Below are 21,556 nucleotides of genomic sequence, written 5' to 3'. Positions count from 1 at the left end.
GTTACCATGCATATTGGCTAAAAGTGTAACAGTAATAGGCTTAAACCAAGCTGAATAGTGGCGTTCATCGTGTCATTCCGTGTTCTTGCCACCATTGTTTAAAAGCAAAAAATACATACGAACATGCATGTAAACGTTACAATAACGCATTGAAGATTTAAACTATCCACCCGTTAAAAACATGCAATTTCTCACCCATAGCTCCAGCGCCAGACTCCCTACGCAGTATGGCGATTTCGATCTGCACGTGTTTCATGACCGCCGGACCAATGTTGAACATGTTGCACTGACCTGCGGCGAAATTACACGCTCACAGAATCCGTTGGTACGCGTGCATTCCGAATGCCTGACCGGGGATGTGTTCTCCTCTACCCGCTGCGATTGTGGTGAGCAATTGCACCATGCCCAGCGGCTGATCCAGGAACACGGTCAGGGCCTGGTGCTATACCTGAAAAACCATGAGGGACGTGGTATAGGCCTGAGCAATAAAATGCGCGCTTATGCCTTGCAGGACCAGGGGCTGGATACGGTAGAAGCCAACGAAGCACTGGGGTTACCGGTGGATAGCCGCAGCTATGAGGCCGCGTCTGAAATGCTGTCCTATTTTGAAATCAATACTGTTCGTCTGCTTACCAATAATTCAGGCAAACGTTCTGCACTCGAAACACTGGGAATTACCGTGCATCAGCAAGTACCCTTACTGACTGAGCCCACCGTTGATAACCTCAAATACCTGCAAACTAAATCGATCAAACTCGGCCATATTATTCCAGACCTCATGGGATAAACGCTATAACCGCGCATGGCCGCGCTTGATTATCGCCTGTACGCTTAGCCTCCATCGTGGTTATAAGCATTCAATTAAATGTTATAACCACGATGAAACGCCAGGTTTATACTGCTTTCTTGTCACATACAAAAACAAGGAGCAGAGCGAAATGAAACCTGAGACGATCTCCATCCATGGCGGCTATTCACCAGAAGCCACTACCAAAGCAGTCGCCGTCCCCATTTATCAAACCACGTCTTACGCGTTTGACAATACCCAGCATGGCGCCGACCTGTTCGACCTCAAGGTTCAGGGCAACATCTATACGCGCATCATGAACCCGACTACCGCGGTGCTTGAAGAGCGCATCACTCAGCTAGAAGGCGGCATTGGCGGGCTGGCGCTGGCTTCAGGCATGGCTGCCATTACTTACGCCATCCAGACCATTGCCGAAGCTGGCGATAACATCGTTTCGGTATCAACGCTATATGGCGGCACTTATAATCTGTTTGCGCACACTCTGCCCAAACAAGGTATAGAAGTCAGGTTTTTTGATTACCGTGACCCGGCCTCGCTGGAAAAACTGATCGACAGCCGGACCAAGTTGGTCTTCGCAGAAACCATAGGTAATCCACTAGGTAATGTGGTTGACCTGGCCGCCATCAGTGAGGCCGCACACAAACATGGCGTGCCGGTGATTGTAGATAACACGGTTGCCACGCCTATTTTGTCCAAACCGTTTGAACATGGTGTGGATATTGTCGTGCATTCTCTGACTAAATATATCGGCGGCCATGGTAATTCCATCGGCGGCATTATTGTCGATAGCGGCAACTTTCCATGGGCAGAACATGCAGCGCGCTTTCCCAGTCTCAACACCCCAGACCCCAGCTACCATGGCGTCAACTATGTAGAGGCGCTAGGCGCGGCTGCCTTTATTGCGCGAGCCCGAGTGGTGCCATTGCGCAATACCGGTTCTGCAATCAGTCCCTTCAACAGTTTTCTGATCCTGCAAGGTCTGGAAACGTTACCCCTGCGTATGGAGCGGCATAGCAGCAATGCACTGGCAATTGCGCATTACCTCAAGCAGCATCCGAAGGTGAAGTGGGTCAATTATGCCGGTCTGGAAGACCATAGAGATTACCCACTAGTCAAAAAATACCTGAAAGGACTGGCCTCCGGCATTCTTTCTTTCGGTGTGCAAGGCGGTAAAGAAGGCGGCACCAAATTTATTGATGCCCTGCAATTATTCACTCGCCTGGTGAATATTGGCGATGCCAAAAGCCTGGCTTGCCATCCGGCCACCACTACGCATCGACAATTGAATCCGGAAGAACTGGCGAAAGCCGGTGTCAGCGAAGATCTGGTAAGGTTATCGGCTGGTCTTGAGCATATTGATGATTTGATTGCGGATTTAGAACAGGCGCTGACACAGGTATAAGCTTTCAATATGCTTAGACTTTTGACGAACACTCAAATTCGGCATAAGGTATCAGGCTGGTGTCCTACTTTGGCGAGTGCCATAAGGGAAAACATTGCAGCATATTCGTCTATTAATGATCAGCTTTTGGATTTCAAGCTTTGCCATGACTGCATACGCTGCTGAGCCATATATAGGCCAATTTCTTTTTAAATACGAAGGTGACAGTGTCTATCGGATGATTGTCAGTGACTCTAATTCACTGTCATGGGCGTGTATACAAGGCCCTGAAAAAGGCGCTAACGGCATTGAAAAACCTGAGCGTTTTAAAGTTGCAGACAACATCTACTTTGTTAGCTGGGTGGAAAAGACCGGGATTAATGTGTCCCAGGTAATTAACTTGAATACACGTAAAGTACACGCAACGATTATTGATGGAAAGCAACGCTATGTGATTTCTGGCGATATCGTCCGTGAGAAGTAACCTTAACCTGATAAGTGATTACCAAGAACTTTCATGTAACCCAGTCATCAGACTTGCACACCGTTTTTTATTTAAACATAGCTTATTGAGGTAAACGTATCCTAATAATGCTGATTTCTGCAAACCTCTTTTCCGGAGTAAATATGAAAAATATTATCGCACTCGCGCTGGCTGTCGTTTCTTCTGCCGCATTCGCAGACTTTGTGGTACCTGTAAACGTAGTAGATGAAAAAGGGGTAGGAGCAAGCGCCGGAAAGGTCACGATTGCTGAATCAAAATATGGCCTGGTGTTTACGCCTGAACTGCAAGGCCTGCCAGCCGGAGTGCATGGTTTTCATATACACCAGAACCCCAGCTGCGACCCAAAAGAAAAAGATGGAAAAATGACAGCTGCTGGCGCTGCAGGGGCTCACTATGATCCGGCCAATAGTAATAAACACGATGCGCCATGGGGTGATGGTCACTTGGGCGATTTGCCAGCTTTGTATGTGAACGCCAATGGTTCATCTAACCAGCCGGTCTTGGCTCCGCGCCTGAAATTAAGTGATGTCAGTGGTCGCGCCCTGATGGTGCATGTGGGCGGTGATAATCACTCAGATCATCCTGCTACCCTAGGTGGCGGTGGTGCGCGCTTTGCCTGTGGCGTGATCAAGTAACTCAGGCTAACTAAGGCATTCAAGTACTTTAGGAACAATTGTGATGAGCGAAGATAGCACGCTGAGTACGTCCAGAACCCTGCCCTATTCCGCGCAAGAGGTATATCGGGCTTTTGCATCCGCTGACTTACTGGCTGCGTGGTGGGGGCCTGATGGATTTACCAATACGTTTGAAATCTTTGAGTTCACGACAGGTGGGCGCTGGAAGTTCGTCATGCACGGCCCAGACGGGAAAAACCATCTCAATGAAAGCGTTTTTACAGAGCTAGTGCCTGATGCCAAAGTTGTTATCCATCATAATTGCCTTCCCTACTTTACGCTAACAATTGAACTGCGGCCTGTTAACGCTGGCACACATTTGACTTGGAATCAGGTTTTCAATGATGCCGAGACTGCGCGAGCTGTCAAACAACTAGTGGGCTCTGCAAACGAGCAGAACATTGATCGACTGACGCAAGTACTTAATAAGGCTGCCAGCCAGAGATAACAAGTTTTTCATGATAACTAAGCACTCATCAACTAAAGGTATAGCGTGTCAGACACAGAAAAAATCAAAGGCCCTGCTTCCTATTTCCCGTCGATAGAGAAAACCTACAGTCAACCGGTAGAGCACTGGTTTGATATCTTGCAGCAGGCCGGAAATCTGAAACATATGGAACTGGTGAATCTGCTGAAGTCAGCACATGGTTTAGGTCATGGTCACGCTAATGCCTTGGTAGCGCACCATCTGGCAAAAGCTAAAACATAAATCACTACATAAGCTGTTCAAACACAAAAGGCGTCACGTTAACCGTGACGCCTTTGTTATTTGCCAGATCTTTGCAGCTTAAAACACGCGTAATTGCGTAGGCTTGATATACACAGTTTCGCCCTGCTTGAAGTTCAACTGGTTAAACACATCCCGGCCTAATTCCACGTCCACATATTGCTCATTATCAGTACGTTTGATTTCCAGACGCACCAGTGAACCGACTGAATGCACATAAGTCAGCGCACCGGCAATCGTATTCAGCGCAGGTTCACGGCTGACTGCAATCTCATAAGGGCGGACGAAACCTTTACCTTGTGGCGTTTCAAACGCGTTCACATTACCCAGGAACTCGTAGACAAAAGGCGTGGCCGGATTGTCGTAGACAGCTTGCGGCGAACCCACTTGCTCGATTTGGCCGTGATTCATCACCACAATCGTATCAGCCACTTCCAGCGCTTCTTCCTGGTCATGCGTCACAAACACACTGGTCACATGCAATTCGTCATGCAGGCGACGCAGCCAGCGGCGTAAATCCTTACGGACTTTGGCATCCAGCGCGCCAAATGGCTCATCCAGTAATAATACTTTTGGCTCAACCGCTAATGCACGTGCCAAAGCGATTCGCTGACGCTGACCACCGGAAAGTTGTGGCGGGTAGCGATCAGCCAGCCAGTCCAGTTGGACCAGCTTGAGCAAATCATGCACGCGTTTTTTAATTTCGGCGTTAGAAGGACGGGTTTCTTTTGGACGCACACGCAGGCCAAACGCCACGTTTTCAAACACTGTCATGTGCCTGAATAGCGCATAGTGCTGGAATACAAAACCAACCTGGCGTTCACGTACATCGGCATGGGTGGTGTCTACGCCATCAAACAGCACCTGGCCATTATCAGGGGTTTCCAAGCCTGCAATGATGCGTAGCAGTGTGGTTTTACCGCAGCCCGATGGTCCGAGCAATGCAACCAACTCGCCACTCGGCACTTCCAGGTGAATGTCGCGCAGTGCACTGAATTGCCCAAAACCCTTGCTAATTTGTTGTATGGTGATGCCCATATTAAATCGTCACTTCCTTTTCCTGAGTAGCTGCGTCATGTGATGCACGCCATTCGACATAGGTTTTCAAAACCAGCGTTACCAGTGCCAGCAAGGTTAGCAGTGAGGCCACTGCAAACGCTGCCGCATAGTTATATTCGTTGTATAAGATTTCCACATGCAATGGCATGGTATTGGTCATGCCGCGGATATGGCCGGACACCACGGACACCGCGCCAAACTCGCCCATCGCCCGGGCATTGGTGAGGATGACGCCATAAAGCAGCCCCCATTTCACATTCGGCAGGGTGACATGCCAGAGTATTCTCCAGCCGGAAGCACCCAGCACCAGTGCCGCCTCTTCCTCTTCTTTGCCTTGTGCTTCCATTAATGGAATCAGCTCGCGGGCGACAAACGGGAAAGTAATGAAAATGGTGGCCAATATAATGCCCGGTACTGCGAATATCACTTTGTAATCATGATCGATCAGCCATTCGCCAAACCAGCCTTGCAAGCCGAATATCAGCACAAAGATCAAACCGGCGATCACCGGGGATACTGCAAATGGCAAGTCGATCAGCGTGATCAGGAAGCTTTTACCACGGAAATCGAACTTGGTAATCGCCCAGGCAGCCGCAACACCAAACACCAGGTTCAAAGGCACAGCGACCAGCGAGGCAATCAGCGTCAGTTGCATGGCGGATAATGCATCTGAATCCGTAATCGCTGCCAGGTAAACACCCCAGCCTTTACGTAATGCTTCTGCAAATACAGCCGCCAGCGGGATAAGCAGGAATAAACCCAGGAACACCAAAGCCGTGGCGATCAGTGCCCAGCGTACCCAGGCAGGCTCTGAAGTAGCGCGCTTGGAGGCCACTTTCCCCTGGTATTGATCAAATTGTGTTTTATGCATAGTTTTTATCGCTTAGATTAAACATTCACTTCAGGCGGAAACCTGATTGCAAGTGAAACCGGAATGCGCTGAGCTGTCATTTATTGGGCCAATCACTATTTACCACCATGGCGGTGGCTGCTCCACCACTGCAACAGGTTAATTAACAGCAACAAGGCAAAAGAAATGACCAGCATCACGACCGCAATCGCAGTCGCACCGGCGTAATCATATTGCTCAAGCTTGGTGATAATCATCAATGGCGTGATTTCTGAAATCATCGGCATGTTACCGGCGATAAAAATCACCGAGCCATACTCGCCGACTGCGCGGGCAAAAGATAACGAAAATCCAGTCAGTAACGCCGGCCAGATAGCCGGGAGAATAACCTTGAAAAATGTCTGCCATCGGTTGGCGCCCAGGCTGGCGGCAGCTTCTTCCAACTCGGTACTGAAATCCTCCAGTACAGGTTGCACTGTACGAACCACAAAAGGCAAACCAATGAAAGTCAGGGCGACAACCACGCCTAGAGGCGTAAAGGCGACTTTAATGCCGTGAGGTTCCAGCCATTGACCAAGCCAGCCATTAGGCGCATAAATCGCGGTCAGGGAAATGCCTGCCACTGCGGTAGGTAAGGCGAACGGCAAATCAACCAGGGCATCCAGGATTTTTTTGCCCGCGAATTGATAGCGCACCAGCACCCAGGCAGTTAGCAAACCAAATACCAGGTTGATTAAAGCCGCAAGCAGTGAGGCACCGAAGGTTAAACGGTAGGTTGCCAGCACACGTGGCGTGGTCACCACTGCCCAGAACTCGCTAAAACTTAATTCAGTGGTGCGCAGGAAAACCGCTGCCAGGGGAATTAATACGATGAGGCTCAAATACACCAGCGTGTAGCCTAGTGATAGGCCAAAACCGGGCAATAAATGTTTTTTTCTAGTTGTCATGGTAGTTCGTGACCGGTTTAAACAGGGGCTAATGTAGCCGGATTCTCATTATTCACAAAAGAATGATTTAGCATTAATTTATAACTGACCGTTATATCAAAAATGCTGGATTACTCTGTACAACTTTTGAGTAATGCCAGCAGTGAAGCATTGTTTTATTTACGCATTTTGATGATAACCAAGCCAGTTTTAAGCCACTTTCGGGGCACGATGCTGGAACTGGTCATTCAACACCTTGGCGACAACAGGCTCTGCCAGAAAACGACCTTGAAGTATGGTCGCGCCGGAAGCAATGGCAATGTCCAGCTGCTGTTGTGTTTCCACGCCGACAATCACTGGTGTACTGCCCAAATCCTGCACGGCATGCACCAGCCCGCCCAGGGCTTTAGCCAGCGTCGGCTGTAGCGCTGCCTGGTGGATGACTGACACGTCAAACTTGATAAAATCATGCTGTACCCCCCACAAACGATATAACTTGCTTTGGTGGTTACCCACATGATCAAACGCAATCCTGTACCCCAGCGAACGATAGTTTTCAATCGCGGCAATCAGGTGTTTATCCTGGTCAATCAATGATTCATTGATTTCCAGCACGACTCTATCCGTCGGCACAGAATATTGGTGCAATATCTGTTCAAACACCTTGCCGTGCGCGCTGACTTCCAGCAAAAGTTTCGGATGCACATTCAAGAACAGCAGACCATTTTCCTGGTGAATGGCGCGGAAGTTGAGTACGTGCTGAGAGCGGCATACGCGGTCAAACTGCACCAGCTTGCCCGATTGCTCCGCATAGGTAAATGCAAACTCCGGGGTACTGCCGAGCGTGCCGAACAATGAAGGACGAATCAGCGCTTCATAGCCGTAAATATCCCCCTGTTTAGCATCGTAAATGGGCTGGAAAGCCGTTTTCAAATGTACGCCGATAAAGGTGCTTTCGTACTCACCGGTGTTGGCTTCAATCAGCCCTAACTCTTCCAGATCCAGCGACAATACTTGCTTTAATTCGGCGCGTAATTGCACGACGTGTTCTGGTTCCTGGTATTTTTTCTGTTGGGTCATCATCCCTCCTTTATGCATGGCGATGTTTATTGCTGAGATGTTTATTTCTGGTAAATCTGGTCAAAAATACCCCCATCACTGAAGTGTGTGTTTTCGGCCTCGGCCCAGCTACCAAATACTTCTTTTACCGTAAAGGTATGGATCTTTTTAAAGGCTGGTTGTGCAGCTTCGCTGACTTGCGGACGCAAATAATGTTTGGCTGCAATCGCCTGGCCTTGTGGTGAAAAGTGGTATTCAAGATAAGCTTGTGCCTGTTTGCGTGTGCCTTTTTTATCCACCACCTTATCTACCACCGCAACCGGGTTCTCAGCCAGCACCGTGACGGAAGGATAGACAACCTCATACTTATCCTCACCCAACTCTTTTTTCAATAGATAAACTTCGTTCTCAAATGTCACCAGCACATCACCGATTTCGCGCTGCGCGAAGGTGGTTGTGGCACCACGGCCGCCGGTATCCAGCACCGGCACATGCTTGAATAATTCTGTGACGAATTGACGTGACTTGGCTGCATCACCGCCTTTTTGCGTGATGTAGCCCCAAGCCGCCAGGTAACTATATTTACCGTTACCGGAAGTTTTCGGGTTAGGGATTACAGATGCCACACCAGGGCGAATGAGGTCATCCCAGTCTTTAATCCGCTTAGGGTTGCCCTTGCGCACCAGAAAGACCGTTGGTGAAGCGCTAGGCACACTGTTGTTGGGTAAACGTGTCTGCCAGTTGGCTGGAATCAATTTTCCCTTTTGTGCCAGGATATCGATATCTGCACTTCGGTTCATAGTAATGACATCTGCGGGTAAGCCATCTACAACTGAGCGTGCCTGTTTAGTGGAGCCACCATGCGATTGGTTAATGGTCACCGTTTCGCCGGTTTTTTCTTTCCAATACTGTATGAATGCCGGGTTAAAGTCCTTGTAGAACTCACGGGTCACATCATAAGAAGCGTTCAACAGTTCAGCGGCTTGCAGTGACATACTGCTGAATAGAACTGCCAGTACTGCACTGCGCAAAATGGATGACATACATGCCTCTCTAGATATGAATTGGTTTGCACTATACACAGATCTTGATATCTTTAAAAAGAATAAAATATGATATGAATATAATAAAAATGAATATAAGCGGAAGATTTATTAGTTCATGTTGCCTGGCTAGTACTTAACCCATCATGAAAATTTACAGCAGGCTTAGTGGGGAAATACTTTCAATGACCTGCCTAAGAATAAAAATCTATAAGCAAATAAGTAATGATTCTAGCCTTCGCGCTGTTCAATCGAGGCAGTTTATTTTATAGTGGGTGCATTACTTGCTGACCAGACAACTGGAAGCCAGTTACACGTTGACCCGTGTGACTGGCTTTTTTTTCGTCTGTCGCCAGCCATAGAACACTGACAGGACAAGTTACCGATGGAAGAAATAGCGATTGAGCACATCGTGCAAGAACTGGCCACGATAAGGGAAACCGCATTGCAGCAACGGCAACGGCTGGCGCAACCTCCCAAACTCCCTTCGCGCAAGTTATCAGGTCAATGCGTGGAATGGCTGGCCGCCGCCCTATTCCCGAATCGTCTCGGTGACGCTGATATCCAGGCGAATGCGATCAACTTTTATGTGGGCACCACGCTGGATAAAGCCCTACGCGAATTGCAGCAACAGGTTCGCCTCGAACTCGCATTCAAGACACCTGGCGCAGCACATAACCAGTTTCATGCACAGGCGCATACACTTACAGGCCAGTTCTCCGAACACCTGCCGCGTATCCGTTTACAACTGGATACAGACCTGGAAGCGGCCTACCAGGGCGATCCGGCTGCAGACAGTATCGATGAGATCCTGGTCAGTTACCCTGGCATTCTGGCACTGATCCATTATCGTATTGCGCATGTACTGCACGGGCTGGGATTGACCATTATTGCGCGTTTGATCACAGAAATCGCCCATTCCCAGACAGGGATTGATATTCATCCAGGCGCACATATCGGCGACCACTTTTTTATTGACCATGGCACCGGTGTCGTTATCGGCGAAACGGCGATTATCGGCAACCACGTGCGCCTCTATCAGGCGGTCACGCTGGGGGCTAAGAATTTCCCCAAAGATGCCAATGGCCACCTGGTGAAGAAATTCGAACGCCACCCTATCCTGGAAGATTACGTCGTGGTGTATGCAGGCGCGACCATTCTGGGCCGCGTCACCATAGGAAAACATTCCGTCATCGGTGGGAATGTATGGGTCACCCGCGACGTGCCTGCCAATAGTCATGTCACACAAGCGCATTCGGATGCTAAGCCCATTCCGGCAGCTGCCTGATTTTTTTGTCGTATTTATAAAGCCATACAATAAGGAGAATATATGTCACAACAACCCTCACAAAGCGCATTAGGCGATGTCGCCGCACGGACGCTTGCCAATGCCACCAAATCGGTACCCATGCTCAGTACCATCAGCCCACGCTGGCTGGTGCATTTGCTGAACTGGGTACCGGTAGAAGCAGGTATTTACCGCGTTAACAAGGCAAAAGATCCAAACGCAATTACAGTGGATTGTTCAAATAAGGACGAAAAAGAGCTGCCAGCCACTTTTGTTGATTATGAAGAGTGGGGCCGTGAATATGTACTGAATGCGGTGAACACCGTAGTGGACGTGCATACCCGTGTTTCTGACCTGTACAGCAGCCCGCATAACCAGATCAAAGAACAGTTGCGCCTGACGATTGAAGTGGTGAAAGAACGCCAGGAAAGCGAACTGATCAATAACAAAGAATACGGTTTACTGAACAACGTCGCTAAATCACAAATAGTGAAAACACGTCATGGCCAGCCGACACCGGATGACCTGGATGAGTTACTGAGCAAAGTATGGAAAGAACCGGCGTTCTTCCTGGCACACCCGAAAGCGATTGCTGCTTTTGGCCGTGAGTGCACACGTCGTGGCGTACCACCACCAACAGTATCCCTGTTTGGGTCACAATTCATCACCTGGCGCGGCATCCCGCTGATTCCTAGCGACAAATTGCCTATTGTGAATGGAAAATCCAAAATCCTGTTATTGCGCGTCGGCGAAAGCAAACAAGGTGTGATTGGCCTGTATCAGCCGAATTTACCTGGTCAACAAAACATGGGCTTGTCTGTGCGCTTCATGGGCATTAACCACAAAGCGATTGCCTCTTATCTGGTTTCACTCTATTGCTCACTGGCAGTGTTAACTGAAGATGCGATTGCTGTGCTGGAAGATGTCGGAGTTGACCACTATTATGACTACAAGTAATCCTAATTCTCATCAGGCACTGGATCTGGCTGGCTTTGAGCCGGAAGCCATTTTAGGCTCGCTTCCGGGCGAGCATCCCAAAATGGCAGCTGCGCTAGGGGTTGGACGGCAACTTGAGCAAACAGGCGGATTGGATATAGACACACTCAACCGCCTGGCAAATGAGTTGTATGCTGAAGGTTTTCCGGCGACAGCGCCTTTTCATGCGGCAGACTTTGCCCAATCGCTGAGCTCACCCAAGCCACCACAGCCAGCCATACCGGCGACAGACTCACTGACCACGCAATTAGGACATGCCACAGGCGGTGTTTCTTCACCCAGTTATGTGCAATCCACTTTTCAACCTGCCATTATGGAAGCGCAAGCACAGCAGTTGACGCATGCGCCTGGTGTTGAGACATTGGCTAGTGACCCTAATCATGTCGACGTACTACATACTGATCCGGCATACCTAGTGCCGGGGCAGTTTGCGAGTTTGGGCATTGAAATCCCTTATCAACAGGAGTTGAATCGTTGGTTGGGGCAGTCAAATCTATCAAGCCCGAGTTTGCAAACCCAGGCGCCAGGGTTCGGGAATCCGAGTCACGGAGCTTCGAGTCCTGTAGGTACTAGCCAAGGAGTTTCAAGTAACGGTACTCCAGGTCACGGAACGCCAGGCAATGTGCCACCCGCCAAAGCTTCATCAAATACAAATAGTCAGTCATTCTATTTCCTGCAAGCTGAGCAGCCCGTGTTGCAGGGAAGTTTGCCTGCATCAGCACATCCGGCATTTGATGTATTGAGCGTGCGCCGGGACTTCCCTATCCTCAATGAAAAAGTGAACGGCAGGCCGCTAGTCTGGTTTGATAATGCAGCCACTACGCAAAAACCACAGGTAGTCATTGATAGGGTCAGTTATTTCTATCAACATGAAAACTCCAACATTCACCGTGCTGCGCATGAACTGGCCGCACGTGCGACCGATGCATATGAAGATGCCCGCGAAACCGTGCGTCGCTTTATCAATGCGCCATCAGTGAATCAGGTCATTTTCGTGCGCGGCACGACTGAAGGCATTAATCTGGTCGCTAAAACCTGGGGTAAAAAACACCTCAGTGCTGGTGATGAAATCGTGGTTTCCAATCTGGAACATCACGCCAATATCGTGCCCTGGCAGCAATTGTGCCAGGAAACCGGTGCGGTGCTGAAAGTGATTCCTGTCGATGACAGTGGCCAGATTTTGCTCGAAGAATACCAGCGATTGCTGACACCAAGGACAAAATTGGTCTCCTTCACGCAAGTATCGAACGCGCTGGGCACGGTGACGCCTGCGCAGGAGATGATCACCATGGCACACCGTGCGGGGGCCAGGGTATTACTGGATGGCGCGCAATCGATTTCGCACATGCGTATTGATATACAAACGCTGGATGCAGATTTTTTTGTGTTCTCCGGCCATAAAATCTTTGGGCCCACCGGTATTGGCGTTGTGTATGGCAAAGCCGATGTGTTGCAAGACATGCCAGCGTGGCAAGGTGGTGGCAACATGATCCAGGACGTGACGTTTGAAAAAACCGTCTATCATGCGGCGCCAGCCAAGTTTGAAGCAGGGACCGGCAATATCGCAGATGCAGTAGGGCTTGGCGCTGCACTGAAATATGTAGAGCGGATCGGCATTGAAAATATTGCCAGTTACGAGCATGCCCTGCTTGAATATGCGACTGGAGTAATGCGCGATATTCCGCACCTGCGCCTGATTGGGACAGCGAAAAACAAAGCCAGCGTGCTGTCATTTGCGCTCAAAGGTTATCAAAGCGAAGAAGTAGGTGCTGCACTCAACGAGGAAGGCATTGCCGTGCGCTCAGGGCATCATTGCGCGCAACCGATCCTGCGGCGTTTTGGGGTGGAAACCACAGTGCGTCCTTCATTGGCGTTTTATAATACTTATGAAGAAATTGATCGCATGATTTTGGTTTTACGACGTCTTTCCTCCCGTCAGCCTTGATATGAATGCGGCCAGGTCACTGGCTGCACTCTTCCCCCATCAGCATGCTTCTGTTGTGACATTCTGTCCAACCCACTGTAAAATCTATTCCACCCTCATTACAAAATGATTCATCTGCTTTGAGATGAACACGCCCTGACAGATGAAATTTGACCCGCGTAATAATAAATTTACGGCTATCTTCACCGGTGAAATACTTGGTGCCATGCTGCCTTCAATCATCATGATTTCCCTGGCGCTGTTTTTCGCCTACAAGTTCATTGACCCTGCCCCGCCCCGTAAAATCGTGATTGCCACAGGCAATAACGACGTCAATTACAATGCTTTTGCAGCAATCTATGGCGTGTTCCTGAAACAGGAAGGCATTACGCTGGAAACCCGCACCACCTCGGGTGATAAAGAAAATCTGCGCCTGCTGAAAGATCCGGAATCTGACGTGGATATCGCCTTTATCCAGGATGGTGAAGCGCATGCCGAGGGCGCGGGGACATTATTATCCCTGGGCAGTTTGTACTATCAGCCGGTATGGATTTTCTGTCGCTGCAAGCTAGAGACCACGCATCTTTCTGCGCTCAAGGGTAAAAAAATTGCCATTGGTTACACTGGTAATGGCACGCATACACTGGTAAGTACCTTGCTGGGCGAAAGTGGCGTGACCTCAGAAAACAGTAAACTGGTTGAAATGGGTGGTGAAGAAGCTGCCGAAGCATTGCGTAAAGGAAAGCTGGATGCCGCGTTTTTCGTGGATGTGCCTACCTCTTATATCATCCGCAGTATGGTGGAAGATAAGCAACTGAGCCTGCTCAGTATGGATACTGCAGAAGCTTTCTCGCGCAAGTTCTCATTCCTGCATCACCTGGTATTACCCGAAGGTGCGATGGACCTGGCACAAAATACGCCTGCGCACGACGTACATATGGTGGCGCCGACGGCAACCCTGGTGGTCAAGGAGAGCATGCACCCGGCATTGGTGTATTTGATGATGAAAGTCATTGCGCAAGTACATGGCGGCGCCGGGTTGTTTAATGCGAAAGATGAGTTTCCCTCAGCCAAGGACACTGACTTCCCATTAAGTACGCAGGCATTGAATTTCTACAAATCCGGCCTGCCCATCATTGATAAATACCTGCCGTTCTGGGCGGCCACGTTTGTCAACCGGACATTGATCGTGATTCTGCCATTGCTGGCATTATTGATCCCGCTGACTAAAATTATCCCGATGATTTATGTCTGGCTGGTAAAGCGGAAACTATTCCGTTATTACGGCGAGTTACGTTACCTGGATACCCAGCTTAAAGAGATTAAAACTGCAGAAGACCAGCGACTGTTTTTAGAGAAGCTGAACGAAATTGAACTGAAAGTGATTAATGTTCAACTGCCTGTTCCCTTTTCTCAATATGCTTATGAGTTAAGGGCCCATATTGAATTGGTCAGGTCAAAGCTGCAACATGGCAAATACACCCCGCCTGATGCTGTACGCGTGGCGGATAGCCAGTCATGACAACCTTGAGAATTACTTTGCATGCGCCCGCACCTGCACCCAGTCTTGCAACGCCAGTCCTGTCATCGGTTTGGCATACAAAAAGCCTTGTACGAAATCACAGCCCAAGCCTTTGAGATAATTAGCCTGCGCTTCTGTTTCCACGCCTTCTGCCACGATCTGGTAATGCAGGTTTTTGCCCAATACAACAATCGCACTGGTGACGGCCTCGGAACGTTCTTTGCCCGGTACATCGTTAACAAAAGAGCGATCTACTTTCAGGTAATCTCCCGGGATATCCTTCAGGTAGGCAAGACAGGAAAACCCGGTCCCAAAATCATCAATCGCGAGTTTGACGCCGGTGCGTTTCAAAGCCAGCAGGTTTTCCATACTCCTGCAATCTGAATGCACAAATGCACTTTCGGTGAGCTCAATCACCAGCCTCTCAGCATCCAAGCCAGTTTCATGTAAAACCTGCACCACATAGTCGATAAAGCCTTCCGCATTCAATTGCATGGGTGAAACGTTTACCGACACCTTGGCATTGATCAGTTCGTTGTCTTTCCAGCCAGAAACCTGCTGACAAGCGGCTTTGAGTACCCATGCACCCATAGGTACAATCAGACCGGTTAGCTCTGCTACCCCGATAAATCTGTTAGGCGGCACAACACCATGTTGCGGATGTTGCCAGCGGATCAATGCTTCAACGCCAACCAGTTTGCCGGTGTTGAATTCAATCTGCGGTTGAAACACCAGGTAAAACTCTTCATGTGCAATCGCAGCTTCCAGCTCGCTGGCGAAAGCCAGGTCTTCAGGAGGTAACACCTTTTCATGCATCACGCCCTTGCGGTAATAGGTGATGGTCATGATGCTGACTATGGAAATCAGCGCCAGTGTGATAATCATGGGCGTGACACGCGGATCATGCTTGAAATAGACGCCCACGCCACCGAGCGTGATTGCACACAAAAATAAAATGCAGATGATCCATCGAAGATGTTTTCCAGAGTCATCCAGCAATAACAGATAACTCATGGACGTCTGTGAGATTTGCTTGGCAAGTAATGCTGCAGCACAAAGCAAACCGCCCATACTGGCCAACATGGAAAGTTGCCCATAAGCATCTTGAATGCCGTATAACGATGCCAGCAAGCCATTTACAGGCATCATAATCACCACACAAAGCAGCGCCTGGCTACATTTACTCCATTGAATATGGCACAGAATAGAAGCGAGCATGACCAAAAAAGCCATCAATAAATCTGTCAGTAACTGGTCATTATTCAAGACACTGGCAAAAGTAGTATTGGTAATATTCACATCGATATGACGATGATTGCCGATGACCAGGAATATTTCAGAAAGGAATAAAAGTAATACTGAAGTGGTGACTATCTTGCTGAAGCGGGTCTCACGCCATGTTTCCAGCATGGTACGCAGACTCACTATGATAAAAATAATATAACCGAGGCTTAACGCGATACATAAGCCATATTCATCAGGAAAGGTAATAAAAGGAAACGTCAGGAATACTGTAATGATGCTGGCAATCGCCAGCCATGGTGCCTGCTTTTGAACGCTGCGCAAAAAACGGTGCCGCATATACTGGCGTTGCGTCGCGCACTCTTGAACATTCACAGCTAACCAGTCGACACTGGAAACTGACATATGATGCCCCCTTAACCCTGACTATTATTATCCCCGTTTGAACGGTGGTTTTTTATACTATAGGCGCTGAGGGAAAAGAGTTACTGAGGGAGTAACACTAGATTTATATTCCTTTTCATATGATTGATGTCTATAAAATTCAATTTTTCATCAATAACATGATTTACCTGTAGACCTCAGTCCATATAAAAAGCTGACGAATCTCCGGGTGTATGAGATATGCCTATTGAGGGGTTTGCGCCGGTAGATTTTCTGTCGCCCAATGTTGCAAAGCTTCTGCCTCGAGCGGCCTTGAATACAAAAAGCCCTGGACAATATCACTATCGATGTCTTTTAGAAACTTGGCTTGCGCTTCAGTCTCAACGCCTTCGGCAATGATCCGGTAGCCCAGGCTTTTGCCCAAGCTGACAATCGCCTTGATCACAGCCTCTGCTTTGTCATGCCCAGGCAATTCCATTACAAACGAGCGGTCTATTTTCAGGTAATCGCCCGGAATATCTCGCAAGTATGAAAGGCAAGAATAACCCGTACCAAAGTCATCAATCGCTAGTTTGACGCCTGCCTCTTTCAATCTGTGCATGATGCTGGCATTTTGGCCATCGTCTTGTACGAATGCACTTTCGGTCAGCTCAACGACCAGGCGCTCTGGTGCCAGGCCGGTTTCTTCCAATATCTGCAATATATCTTCGACCAGTGTGCCTGACTTGAGCTGTAGCGCCGAGACATTCACAGCCACTTCGATCTTGCCTAGTACGGGGTCATCCCTCCATTTGGCAGCCTCTGTGCAAGCGGTACGCATTACCCATTTTCCTAAAGGCACGATGAGCCCGGTCAGCTCAGCCACGCGAATGAATTTTTCTGGCGAAATAATGCCTTTTTGAGGATGCCGCCAGCGGACTAATGCCTCTACGCCTTTGAGTTTACCGCTATTAAAATCGATTTGTGGTTGGTATACCATGTAAAACTGCTGGTTATCCAATGCAGTTTCCACCTGGCTGGCAAAGTCCATGTCCGCCGCTGGCAACACAATTTGTTCGCTGGTTTGCCCTTTGCGGTAATACGTCGCTGTCATGGTGTAGATAATCGCCAGAATCGATACCACTACCACGACAGGAAGCGCGCGCAGCATATTGTCGCCGAACTCTACCCCTGCCCTGGCCAGCATAATGGCAAAAAAGCTCAGGAACACGATACTGAAACGTATCTGTTTACCGTTGTCGTCCATTAGCAGCAGATAGCTCATCGGCGGGTGGGAAGCGTGTTTTGCCAGTAAACTAAAAGCACACAGCAGGCCACTCAAAGTCGTCAGTGGCGACATGATGCCGTAAGGTTGTGCAACACCGCAGAAGAAACCTAAAAGCGGAATCAGTGGAATCATCACCGCCACATACAAGATCGCCTGACTCGTAGCCAACCAGCCAGAGCGCTGGAATAAGTAAGAAGTGGCGATCAGGCAAGCCAGCAAAGCACCGGCTGCATACTCCAGCACCTGGGAGAAATGGTGCACTTGCATGTCAGTGGTCATGCGCAACACATGTGCTGTGTCGTTAAAATCGGCAGCATATGGCGAAAGCTGGACGACGAACAAACTGATAGTCACCAAAGACATGGTGAGCATGGCCAGATTGGTACGGCCATTTTCCAGTAACAGGTTGTAACTCACCAGAATAAAAGTGAGGTAAGTGAGCAACTGCGCCAGCCAGACATTGTTGTCTACATCCAGCAAGTAATGAGGGAAGCCCAACAAGCCACAAACCATGCTGGTCATGGCCAGAAAATGCGTATTCTCCTGTACTTTGCGTACAAGGCGATGGCGCATGAATTGGCGCTGTGTAGCATTTTCGTTGAGTGGCGCAGCTTTCTCGCCAATCCCGGTTTGACTCATTATTTACCCTTGTAAACTCATTGCCGCTGTTGTGTAAAGTACACAATAGTGATGAGTAATGCCATTTAACCTTAAAACCCTAAGTGTTTATCGGTTGATAAGGAGGATAAATTGAGACTAAATTAAATATAAAAATGTAAAAAATATATATTTGATAGCAAGGTATCGGCAATTACGCCGCTTCAAGCACACGCTGCATGCCATCGGCACTATTCCGGGTATACACAACTTTCAATCCGCGCTTGTGCGCTACATGCTTGATACGGTACATCATGGAATGATTTAACCAGCCGGTAACCAGCACAATCACGTTCACATTCGCAGGCAATTCACGTTTTACATCGCCCGGCTTGCGGCCAGTCCAGTGATCGATTTTGTCGATCCCTTGTGCGTGTAACACTTGTTTGATTCCTTCGATACGGTCGCCGCCGATCACTAATGCTTTTGACATACATGCTCTCCTTTTAAGAGAAAAAGAAAAAGGCATTGGGTAAATGCCTTTCTCTAAAATTAAATCTTATTTTTGGTAAATCTCGTCAAACACGCCGCCATCGGCAAAGTGTGTTTTTTGCGCTTTCTGCCAGCCGCCAAACGTTTCGTCAATCTTGATCAAATTGACCTTGGGAAACTGTTTTTCATACTTCTTTGCGACAGATTCCAGGGTTGGGCGATAGTAGTTTTTAGCTGCAATTTCCTGGCCTTCTTCACTGTAAAGATACTGAAGATAAGCCTCGGCAACCGCTTGCGTATTGTGGCGTTTAACATTCTTATCCACCACAGTCACTGGAGGTTCGGCCAGGATGGATAACGAAGGCACCACAATATCAAACTTGTCCGGCCCAAGTTCTTTCTGTGCAAGAAACGCTTCGTTTTCCCATGCCAGCAACACATCACCAATACCGCGCTCTACAAAGGTCGTGGTTGATCCACGCGCACCACTGTCCAGCACCGGCACATTTTTAAACAGCTTTTTCAGGTAGTCCTTGGCTTTGGTTTCGTCCTGGTTGTTTTGCTTGAGTGCATAAGCATAAGCCGCCAGGTAATTCCAGCGTGCGCCGCCTGATGTTTTGGGGTTTGGCGTAATCACTGAAGTACCCGGTTTGACCAGATCACCCCAATCCTTGATGTTCTTCGGGTTGCCTTTACGTACCAAAAATACAATGGTGGATGTGTAAGGAGAACTGTTGTGCGGCAAACGTTTTTGCCAGTCAGCAGAGAAAAGTTTGCCCTTGCTGCCTACTTCGTCGATGTCATAAGACAAAGCTAAAGTCACCACATCTGCCTGCAAACCATCGATCACTGATCGCGCTTGCTTACCCGAACCGCCATGTGATTGCTTGATGATGACATTGTCACCGGTTTTGTCTTTCCAGTGCTTGGCAAAGGCTGCATTGTAATCCTGGTATAACTCGCGAGTCGGGTCGTAAGATACATTCAGCAAGCTCACCTCTGCGGCCCAGGCCGCCAATGGCGAAGACAAAGCGGCTATCAACAATGCCTTTTTAAATGTTTGATTAAATCTCATATCTATCCTCTTTTAGAAACCGTACAAAGTTAATTCTGTGTAGAAAAAGTCGGAGCTCTTTGAACGGTTCTGATCAAAGTCTGCACGGTTATCTGCGTTGGCACTTACTGCATCCTGCACAAAATCACCCGCCCAGAAATGTGCATAGCCCAAGTTTAAAGATGCGTATTGATTGATCGGAAAACGGACACGCAAGTCATACTCTTTGCCCAAATCCCGACCAGAATTACCGGTTCTGTCACGCAAGTTTGCACCGGCATTCCAGCGATCGCTGGCATCATCCAATTGATACCAGCTAAAACCAGTATCTACTTTCACATTGGTCAGGTAAGGCACTTGTGGATCGAACTCGACACGTATTTTTGACGCACGAATGTTTTCCATCTGGATATAGTCATTGTTAGACCAGGGACGGGCAAAACCAAACAAGCGGTCAAAACGTCCGTTGTCTGACAAGTCATTACCGGAAGACGTCGTTTTATCACCGGAAGCTACACCATAAGAGGCACTGAACCTTGGTTTCCATGGATGTTTAGCAAAGGTATAACCGAGTTCCCCATTGTATGCAAAAGCATCATGATCAACTTTAATGTAGCCAATGGTGTTGTTGATGAAACGTTGTTGATCTCCCCACTGTTTTACATAGCTGGCGTCATAATCCCACTGTGTGTTTGGCAAAATACCGAATAAGCGAATCCCCCCTGTGTGTATCTCACGATCTATTCTTGCCTGGCTTTGACGGGAAGCGCTGTAAACACTACGGTCACTGTAGGAATTGCCATTAGGGTCATATACGACATCGTCGCCATTTTGTTTCAACAAGAAGTAATATGGCTGGATAGTCACGTACTCCGACCAACGACGCCAGTCACCGATCACGCCATAGAAATTCTGCGAGTGATCAACCTCATCCAGTTTGTCTGTAAACCGTTGTACAGGCTGGACGGCAAATGCTTCCAGCTGCCAGTCATTCTTTTTCTCACCGATGTTGGCACGCACACCCTGGAAAGTGTTGGTAGTATTACGCCATTCGTTACGCGCAATCAGGCGGCGATCCAGGCTTTCCCAGGCTAAACGTCCCCCACGAATCCAGAATGGACGGCTGTTACCGAGATCATCTTTGCCAAAGATACTGTCTTTATAGTAAAGCTCCAGGTAAGCCTGTATGAAATCTGCCTTATCTATATCGCGAGTATCTTTACTACGGGTGTAGTCGCTGTTGTTACGACGTGAGTCCTGTGCTTCTACTGCGAAGCGAAATGGGTCTAAAATATTTTTAAGGCCCAGATAAGCACGTGTGCGCAGTAAAACCGGATCATCAATATTTTCTCTGGCGCGGCGGAAATCGTTATCACGGTGTTCATAACGTGCCCGGTATTCCAGGCCTACATCCAGCCAGTCAATATCTGCAAACGTGTCATACTCTTTTAACCATGTTTTGTTAAGCTGTCTAACATAACGTGGTGGCTCGGTTTCCTTTTGCGTACCGTAGCTGCGGCGCTCAACATAGTAGCCATTCGCAGCTTTAGCGGCCGCTTTTTCCTCAGCCTTGATCTCAGCGAGACGGGCTTCAATCTTTTTCTTTTGCTCAGCATCTTCCACTTGTGCTTCGGCGGCTTCTTCAGCAGCGTATGCTTGCGAAACACCAGCAACCCCGCTTGCCCACCATAAACCTGTCGCAGCCATGGCGAGCGTCATTTTTTTGAACTGCATTTAAATCTCCCTAGTGAATAAAAC

The 21,556-nt window shown here is 48.6% G+C and carries 20 protein-coding genes; 10 read left to right on the top strand and 10 right to left on the bottom strand.

The window, feature by feature from the left end; genetic code table 11:
- Window positions 1-181: 181 nt before the first annotated feature.
- The 6 genes from ribA (at window position 182) to VK958_RS00235 (ending at window position 4,077) form a co-directional block, all read left to right on the top strand.
- Window positions 182-787 carry a GTP cyclohydrolase II gene (gene ribA / locus VK958_RS00260; protein WP_325238255.1) on the top strand — a complete coding sequence of 202 codons (606 nt, stop codon included), beginning with the start codon at window positions 182-184 and terminating at the stop codon, window positions 785-787.
- A 151-nt stretch (window positions 788-938) separates the two neighbouring features.
- Window positions 939-2,210 carry an O-acetylhomoserine aminocarboxypropyltransferase/cysteine synthase family protein gene (locus tag VK958_RS00255; protein WP_325238254.1) on the top strand — a complete coding sequence of 424 codons (1,272 nt, stop codon included), beginning with the start codon at window positions 939-941 and terminating at the stop codon, window positions 2,208-2,210.
- A gap of 145 nt (window positions 2,211-2,355) precedes the next feature.
- The gene (locus VK958_RS00250) at window positions 2,356-2,673 is read left to right on the top strand and encodes a phenolic acid decarboxylase (RefSeq protein ID WP_325238253.1); all 318 of its coding nucleotides are present in this window, start codon (window positions 2,356-2,358) and stop codon (window positions 2,671-2,673) included.
- Window positions 2,674-2,816: 143 nt separating this feature from the next.
- Window positions 2,817-3,329, top strand: coding sequence for a superoxide dismutase [Cu-Zn] SodC (sodC, locus tag VK958_RS00245; RefSeq protein WP_325238252.1), 513 nt, complete (start codon window positions 2,817-2,819; stop codon window positions 3,327-3,329).
- A gap of 43 nt (window positions 3,330-3,372) precedes the next feature.
- Complete coding sequence (locus tag VK958_RS00240) at window positions 3,373-3,816, top strand: SRPBCC domain-containing protein (RefSeq protein WP_325238250.1); 444 nt, start codon at window positions 3,373-3,375, stop codon at window positions 3,814-3,816.
- Between the two features lie 45 nt (window positions 3,817-3,861).
- A complete protein-coding gene (locus tag VK958_RS00235; protein ID WP_325238248.1) occupies window positions 3,862-4,077 on the top strand; it encodes a DUF4287 domain-containing protein in 216 nt (71 codons plus the stop codon).
- Window positions 4,078-4,155: 78 nt separating this feature from the next.
- Here VK958_RS00235 and VK958_RS00230 read toward each other — a convergent pair whose 3' ends face one another.
- From VK958_RS00230 to VK958_RS00210, 5 genes are all read right to left on the bottom strand, one after another.
- Window positions 4,156-5,133 (bottom strand): sulfate/molybdate ABC transporter ATP-binding protein, encoded by a 978-nt coding sequence (locus VK958_RS00230; RefSeq protein ID WP_325238246.1) that lies wholly within the window; start codon window positions 5,131-5,133, stop codon window positions 4,156-4,158.
- Window position 5,134: 1 nt separating this feature from the next.
- Window positions 5,135-6,025: a sulfate ABC transporter permease subunit CysW gene (gene cysW / locus VK958_RS00225; protein ID WP_325238244.1), complete on the bottom strand. Its 891-nt coding sequence runs from the start codon at window positions 6,023-6,025 to the stop codon at window positions 5,135-5,137.
- A gap of 95 nt (window positions 6,026-6,120) precedes the next feature.
- Window positions 6,121-6,951, bottom strand: coding sequence for a sulfate ABC transporter permease subunit CysT (gene cysT, locus VK958_RS00220; protein ID WP_325238243.1), 831 nt, complete (start codon window positions 6,949-6,951; stop codon window positions 6,121-6,123).
- 189 nt (window positions 6,952-7,140) lie between these two features.
- Window positions 7,141-8,010 (bottom strand): EAL domain-containing protein, encoded by an 870-nt coding sequence (locus VK958_RS00215; protein WP_325238241.1) that lies wholly within the window; start codon window positions 8,008-8,010, stop codon window positions 7,141-7,143.
- Between the two features lie 41 nt (window positions 8,011-8,051).
- Window positions 8,052-9,032, bottom strand: coding sequence for a sulfate ABC transporter substrate-binding protein (locus VK958_RS00210; protein ID WP_325238240.1), 981 nt, complete (start codon window positions 9,030-9,032; stop codon window positions 8,052-8,054).
- A 385-nt stretch (window positions 9,033-9,417) separates the two neighbouring features.
- Between VK958_RS00210 and epsC the strand changes: the two genes are divergently transcribed.
- From epsC to VK958_RS00190, 4 genes are all read left to right on the top strand, one after another.
- Window positions 9,418-10,320, top strand: a complete 903-nt coding sequence (gene epsC / locus VK958_RS00205; protein ID WP_325238238.1) for a serine O-acetyltransferase EpsC — start codon at window positions 9,418-9,420, stop codon at window positions 10,318-10,320.
- A 42-nt stretch (window positions 10,321-10,362) separates the two neighbouring features.
- Entirely contained in the window at window positions 10,363-11,277 is a 915-nt protein-coding gene (locus tag VK958_RS00200) for a family 2A encapsulin nanocompartment shell protein (protein WP_325238236.1), read from the top strand.
- On the top strand, window positions 11,264-13,261 hold the full coding sequence (locus VK958_RS00195; RefSeq protein ID WP_325238234.1) for a family 2A encapsulin nanocompartment cargo protein cysteine desulfurase: 1,998 nt from the start codon (window positions 11,264-11,266) through the stop codon (window positions 13,259-13,261). The genes VK958_RS00200 and VK958_RS00195 overlap by 14 nt, the downstream gene beginning before the upstream one ends.
- Window positions 13,262-13,403: 142 nt before the next feature.
- The gene (locus tag VK958_RS00190; protein WP_325238232.1) at window positions 13,404-14,762 is read left to right on the top strand and encodes a TAXI family TRAP transporter solute-binding subunit; all 1,359 of its coding nucleotides are present in this window, start codon (window positions 13,404-13,406) and stop codon (window positions 14,760-14,762) included.
- Between the two features lie 12 nt (window positions 14,763-14,774).
- Here the strand turns inward: VK958_RS00190 and VK958_RS00185 are convergent, their stop codons facing one another.
- From VK958_RS00185 to VK958_RS00165, 5 genes are all read right to left on the bottom strand, one after another.
- On the bottom strand, window positions 14,775-16,409 hold the full coding sequence (locus VK958_RS00185; protein WP_325238230.1) for an EAL domain-containing protein: 1,635 nt from the start codon (window positions 16,407-16,409) through the stop codon (window positions 14,775-14,777).
- A gap of 223 nt (window positions 16,410-16,632) precedes the next feature.
- The gene (locus VK958_RS00180; RefSeq protein WP_325238228.1) at window positions 16,633-18,294 is read right to left on the bottom strand and encodes a putative bifunctional diguanylate cyclase/phosphodiesterase; all 1,662 of its coding nucleotides are present in this window, start codon (window positions 18,292-18,294) and stop codon (window positions 16,633-16,635) included.
- Between the two features lie 172 nt (window positions 18,295-18,466).
- Window positions 18,467-18,745: a DUF2325 domain-containing protein gene (locus VK958_RS00175; protein ID WP_029146612.1), complete on the bottom strand. Its 279-nt coding sequence runs from the start codon at window positions 18,743-18,745 to the stop codon at window positions 18,467-18,469.
- A 66-nt stretch (window positions 18,746-18,811) separates the two neighbouring features.
- Window positions 18,812-19,819 (bottom strand): sulfate ABC transporter substrate-binding protein, encoded by a 1,008-nt coding sequence (locus tag VK958_RS00170; RefSeq protein ID WP_325238226.1) that lies wholly within the window; start codon window positions 19,817-19,819, stop codon window positions 18,812-18,814.
- 12 nt (window positions 19,820-19,831) lie between these two features.
- Window positions 19,832-21,532: an alginate export family protein gene (locus tag VK958_RS00165; RefSeq protein WP_325238224.1), complete on the bottom strand. Its 1,701-nt coding sequence runs from the start codon at window positions 21,530-21,532 to the stop codon at window positions 19,832-19,834.
- Between the last annotated feature and the right edge of the window lie 24 nt (window positions 21,533-21,556).

This window comes from Methylophilus sp., assembly GCF_035460085.1.
In the GTDB taxonomy this organism is placed as follows: domain Bacteria; phylum Pseudomonadota; class Gammaproteobacteria; order Burkholderiales; family Methylophilaceae; genus Methylophilus.
This window is presented reverse-complemented; position numbering and strand designations above follow the sequence as displayed.

What these genes read in the sequence shown, in the direction of transcription:
- ribA (WP_325238255.1), top strand. Translation starts at nt 182, where the DNA reads ATGCAATTTCTCACCCATAGCTCCAGCGCCAGACTCCCTACGCAGTAT.
- VK958_RS00255 (WP_325238254.1), top strand. Translation starts at nt 939, where the DNA reads ATGAAACCTGAGACGATCTCCATCCATGGCGGCTATTCACCAGAAGCC.
- VK958_RS00250 (WP_325238253.1), top strand. Translation starts at nt 2,356, where the DNA reads ATGACTGCATACGCTGCTGAGCCATATATAGGCCAATTTCTTTTTAAA.
- sodC (WP_325238252.1), top strand. Translation starts at nt 2,817, where the DNA reads ATGAAAAATATTATCGCACTCGCGCTGGCTGTCGTTTCTTCTGCCGCA.
- VK958_RS00240 (WP_325238250.1), top strand. Translation starts at nt 3,373, where the DNA reads ATGAGCGAAGATAGCACGCTGAGTACGTCCAGAACCCTGCCCTATTCC.
- VK958_RS00230 (WP_325238246.1), bottom strand. Translation starts at nt 5,133, where the DNA reads ATGGGCATCACCATACAACAAATTAGCAAGGGTTTTGGGCAATTCAGT.
- cysW (WP_325238244.1), bottom strand. Translation starts at nt 6,025, where the DNA reads ATGCATAAAACACAATTTGATCAATACCAGGGGAAAGTGGCCTCCAAG.
- cysT (WP_325238243.1), bottom strand. Translation starts at nt 6,951, where the DNA reads ATGACAACTAGAAAAAAACATTTATTGCCCGGTTTTGGCCTATCACTA.
- VK958_RS00215 (WP_325238241.1), bottom strand. Translation starts at nt 8,010, where the DNA reads ATGACCCAACAGAAAAAATACCAGGAACCAGAACACGTCGTGCAATTA.
- VK958_RS00210 (WP_325238240.1), bottom strand. Translation starts at nt 9,032, where the DNA reads ATGTCATCCATTTTGCGCAGTGCAGTACTGGCAGTTCTATTCAGCAGT.
- epsC (WP_325238238.1), top strand. Translation starts at nt 9,418, where the DNA reads ATGGAAGAAATAGCGATTGAGCACATCGTGCAAGAACTGGCCACGATA.
- VK958_RS00200 (WP_325238236.1), top strand. Translation starts at nt 10,363, where the DNA reads ATGTCACAACAACCCTCACAAAGCGCATTAGGCGATGTCGCCGCACGG.
- VK958_RS00195 (WP_325238234.1), top strand. Translation starts at nt 11,264, where the DNA reads ATGACTACAAGTAATCCTAATTCTCATCAGGCACTGGATCTGGCTGGC.
- VK958_RS00190 (WP_325238232.1), top strand. Translation starts at nt 13,404, where the DNA reads ATGAAATTTGACCCGCGTAATAATAAATTTACGGCTATCTTCACCGGT.
- VK958_RS00185 (WP_325238230.1), bottom strand. Translation starts at nt 16,409, where the DNA reads ATGTCAGTTTCCAGTGTCGACTGGTTAGCTGTGAATGTTCAAGAGTGC.
- VK958_RS00180 (WP_325238228.1), bottom strand. Translation starts at nt 18,294, where the DNA reads ATGAGTCAAACCGGGATTGGCGAGAAAGCTGCGCCACTCAACGAAAAT.
- VK958_RS00175 (WP_029146612.1), bottom strand. Translation starts at nt 18,745, where the DNA reads ATGTCAAAAGCATTAGTGATCGGCGGCGACCGTATCGAAGGAATCAAA.
- VK958_RS00170 (WP_325238226.1), bottom strand. Translation starts at nt 19,819, where the DNA reads ATGAGATTTAATCAAACATTTAAAAAGGCATTGTTGATAGCCGCTTTG.
- VK958_RS00165 (WP_325238224.1), bottom strand. Translation starts at nt 21,532, where the DNA reads ATGCAGTTCAAAAAAATGACGCTCGCCATGGCTGCGACAGGTTTATGG.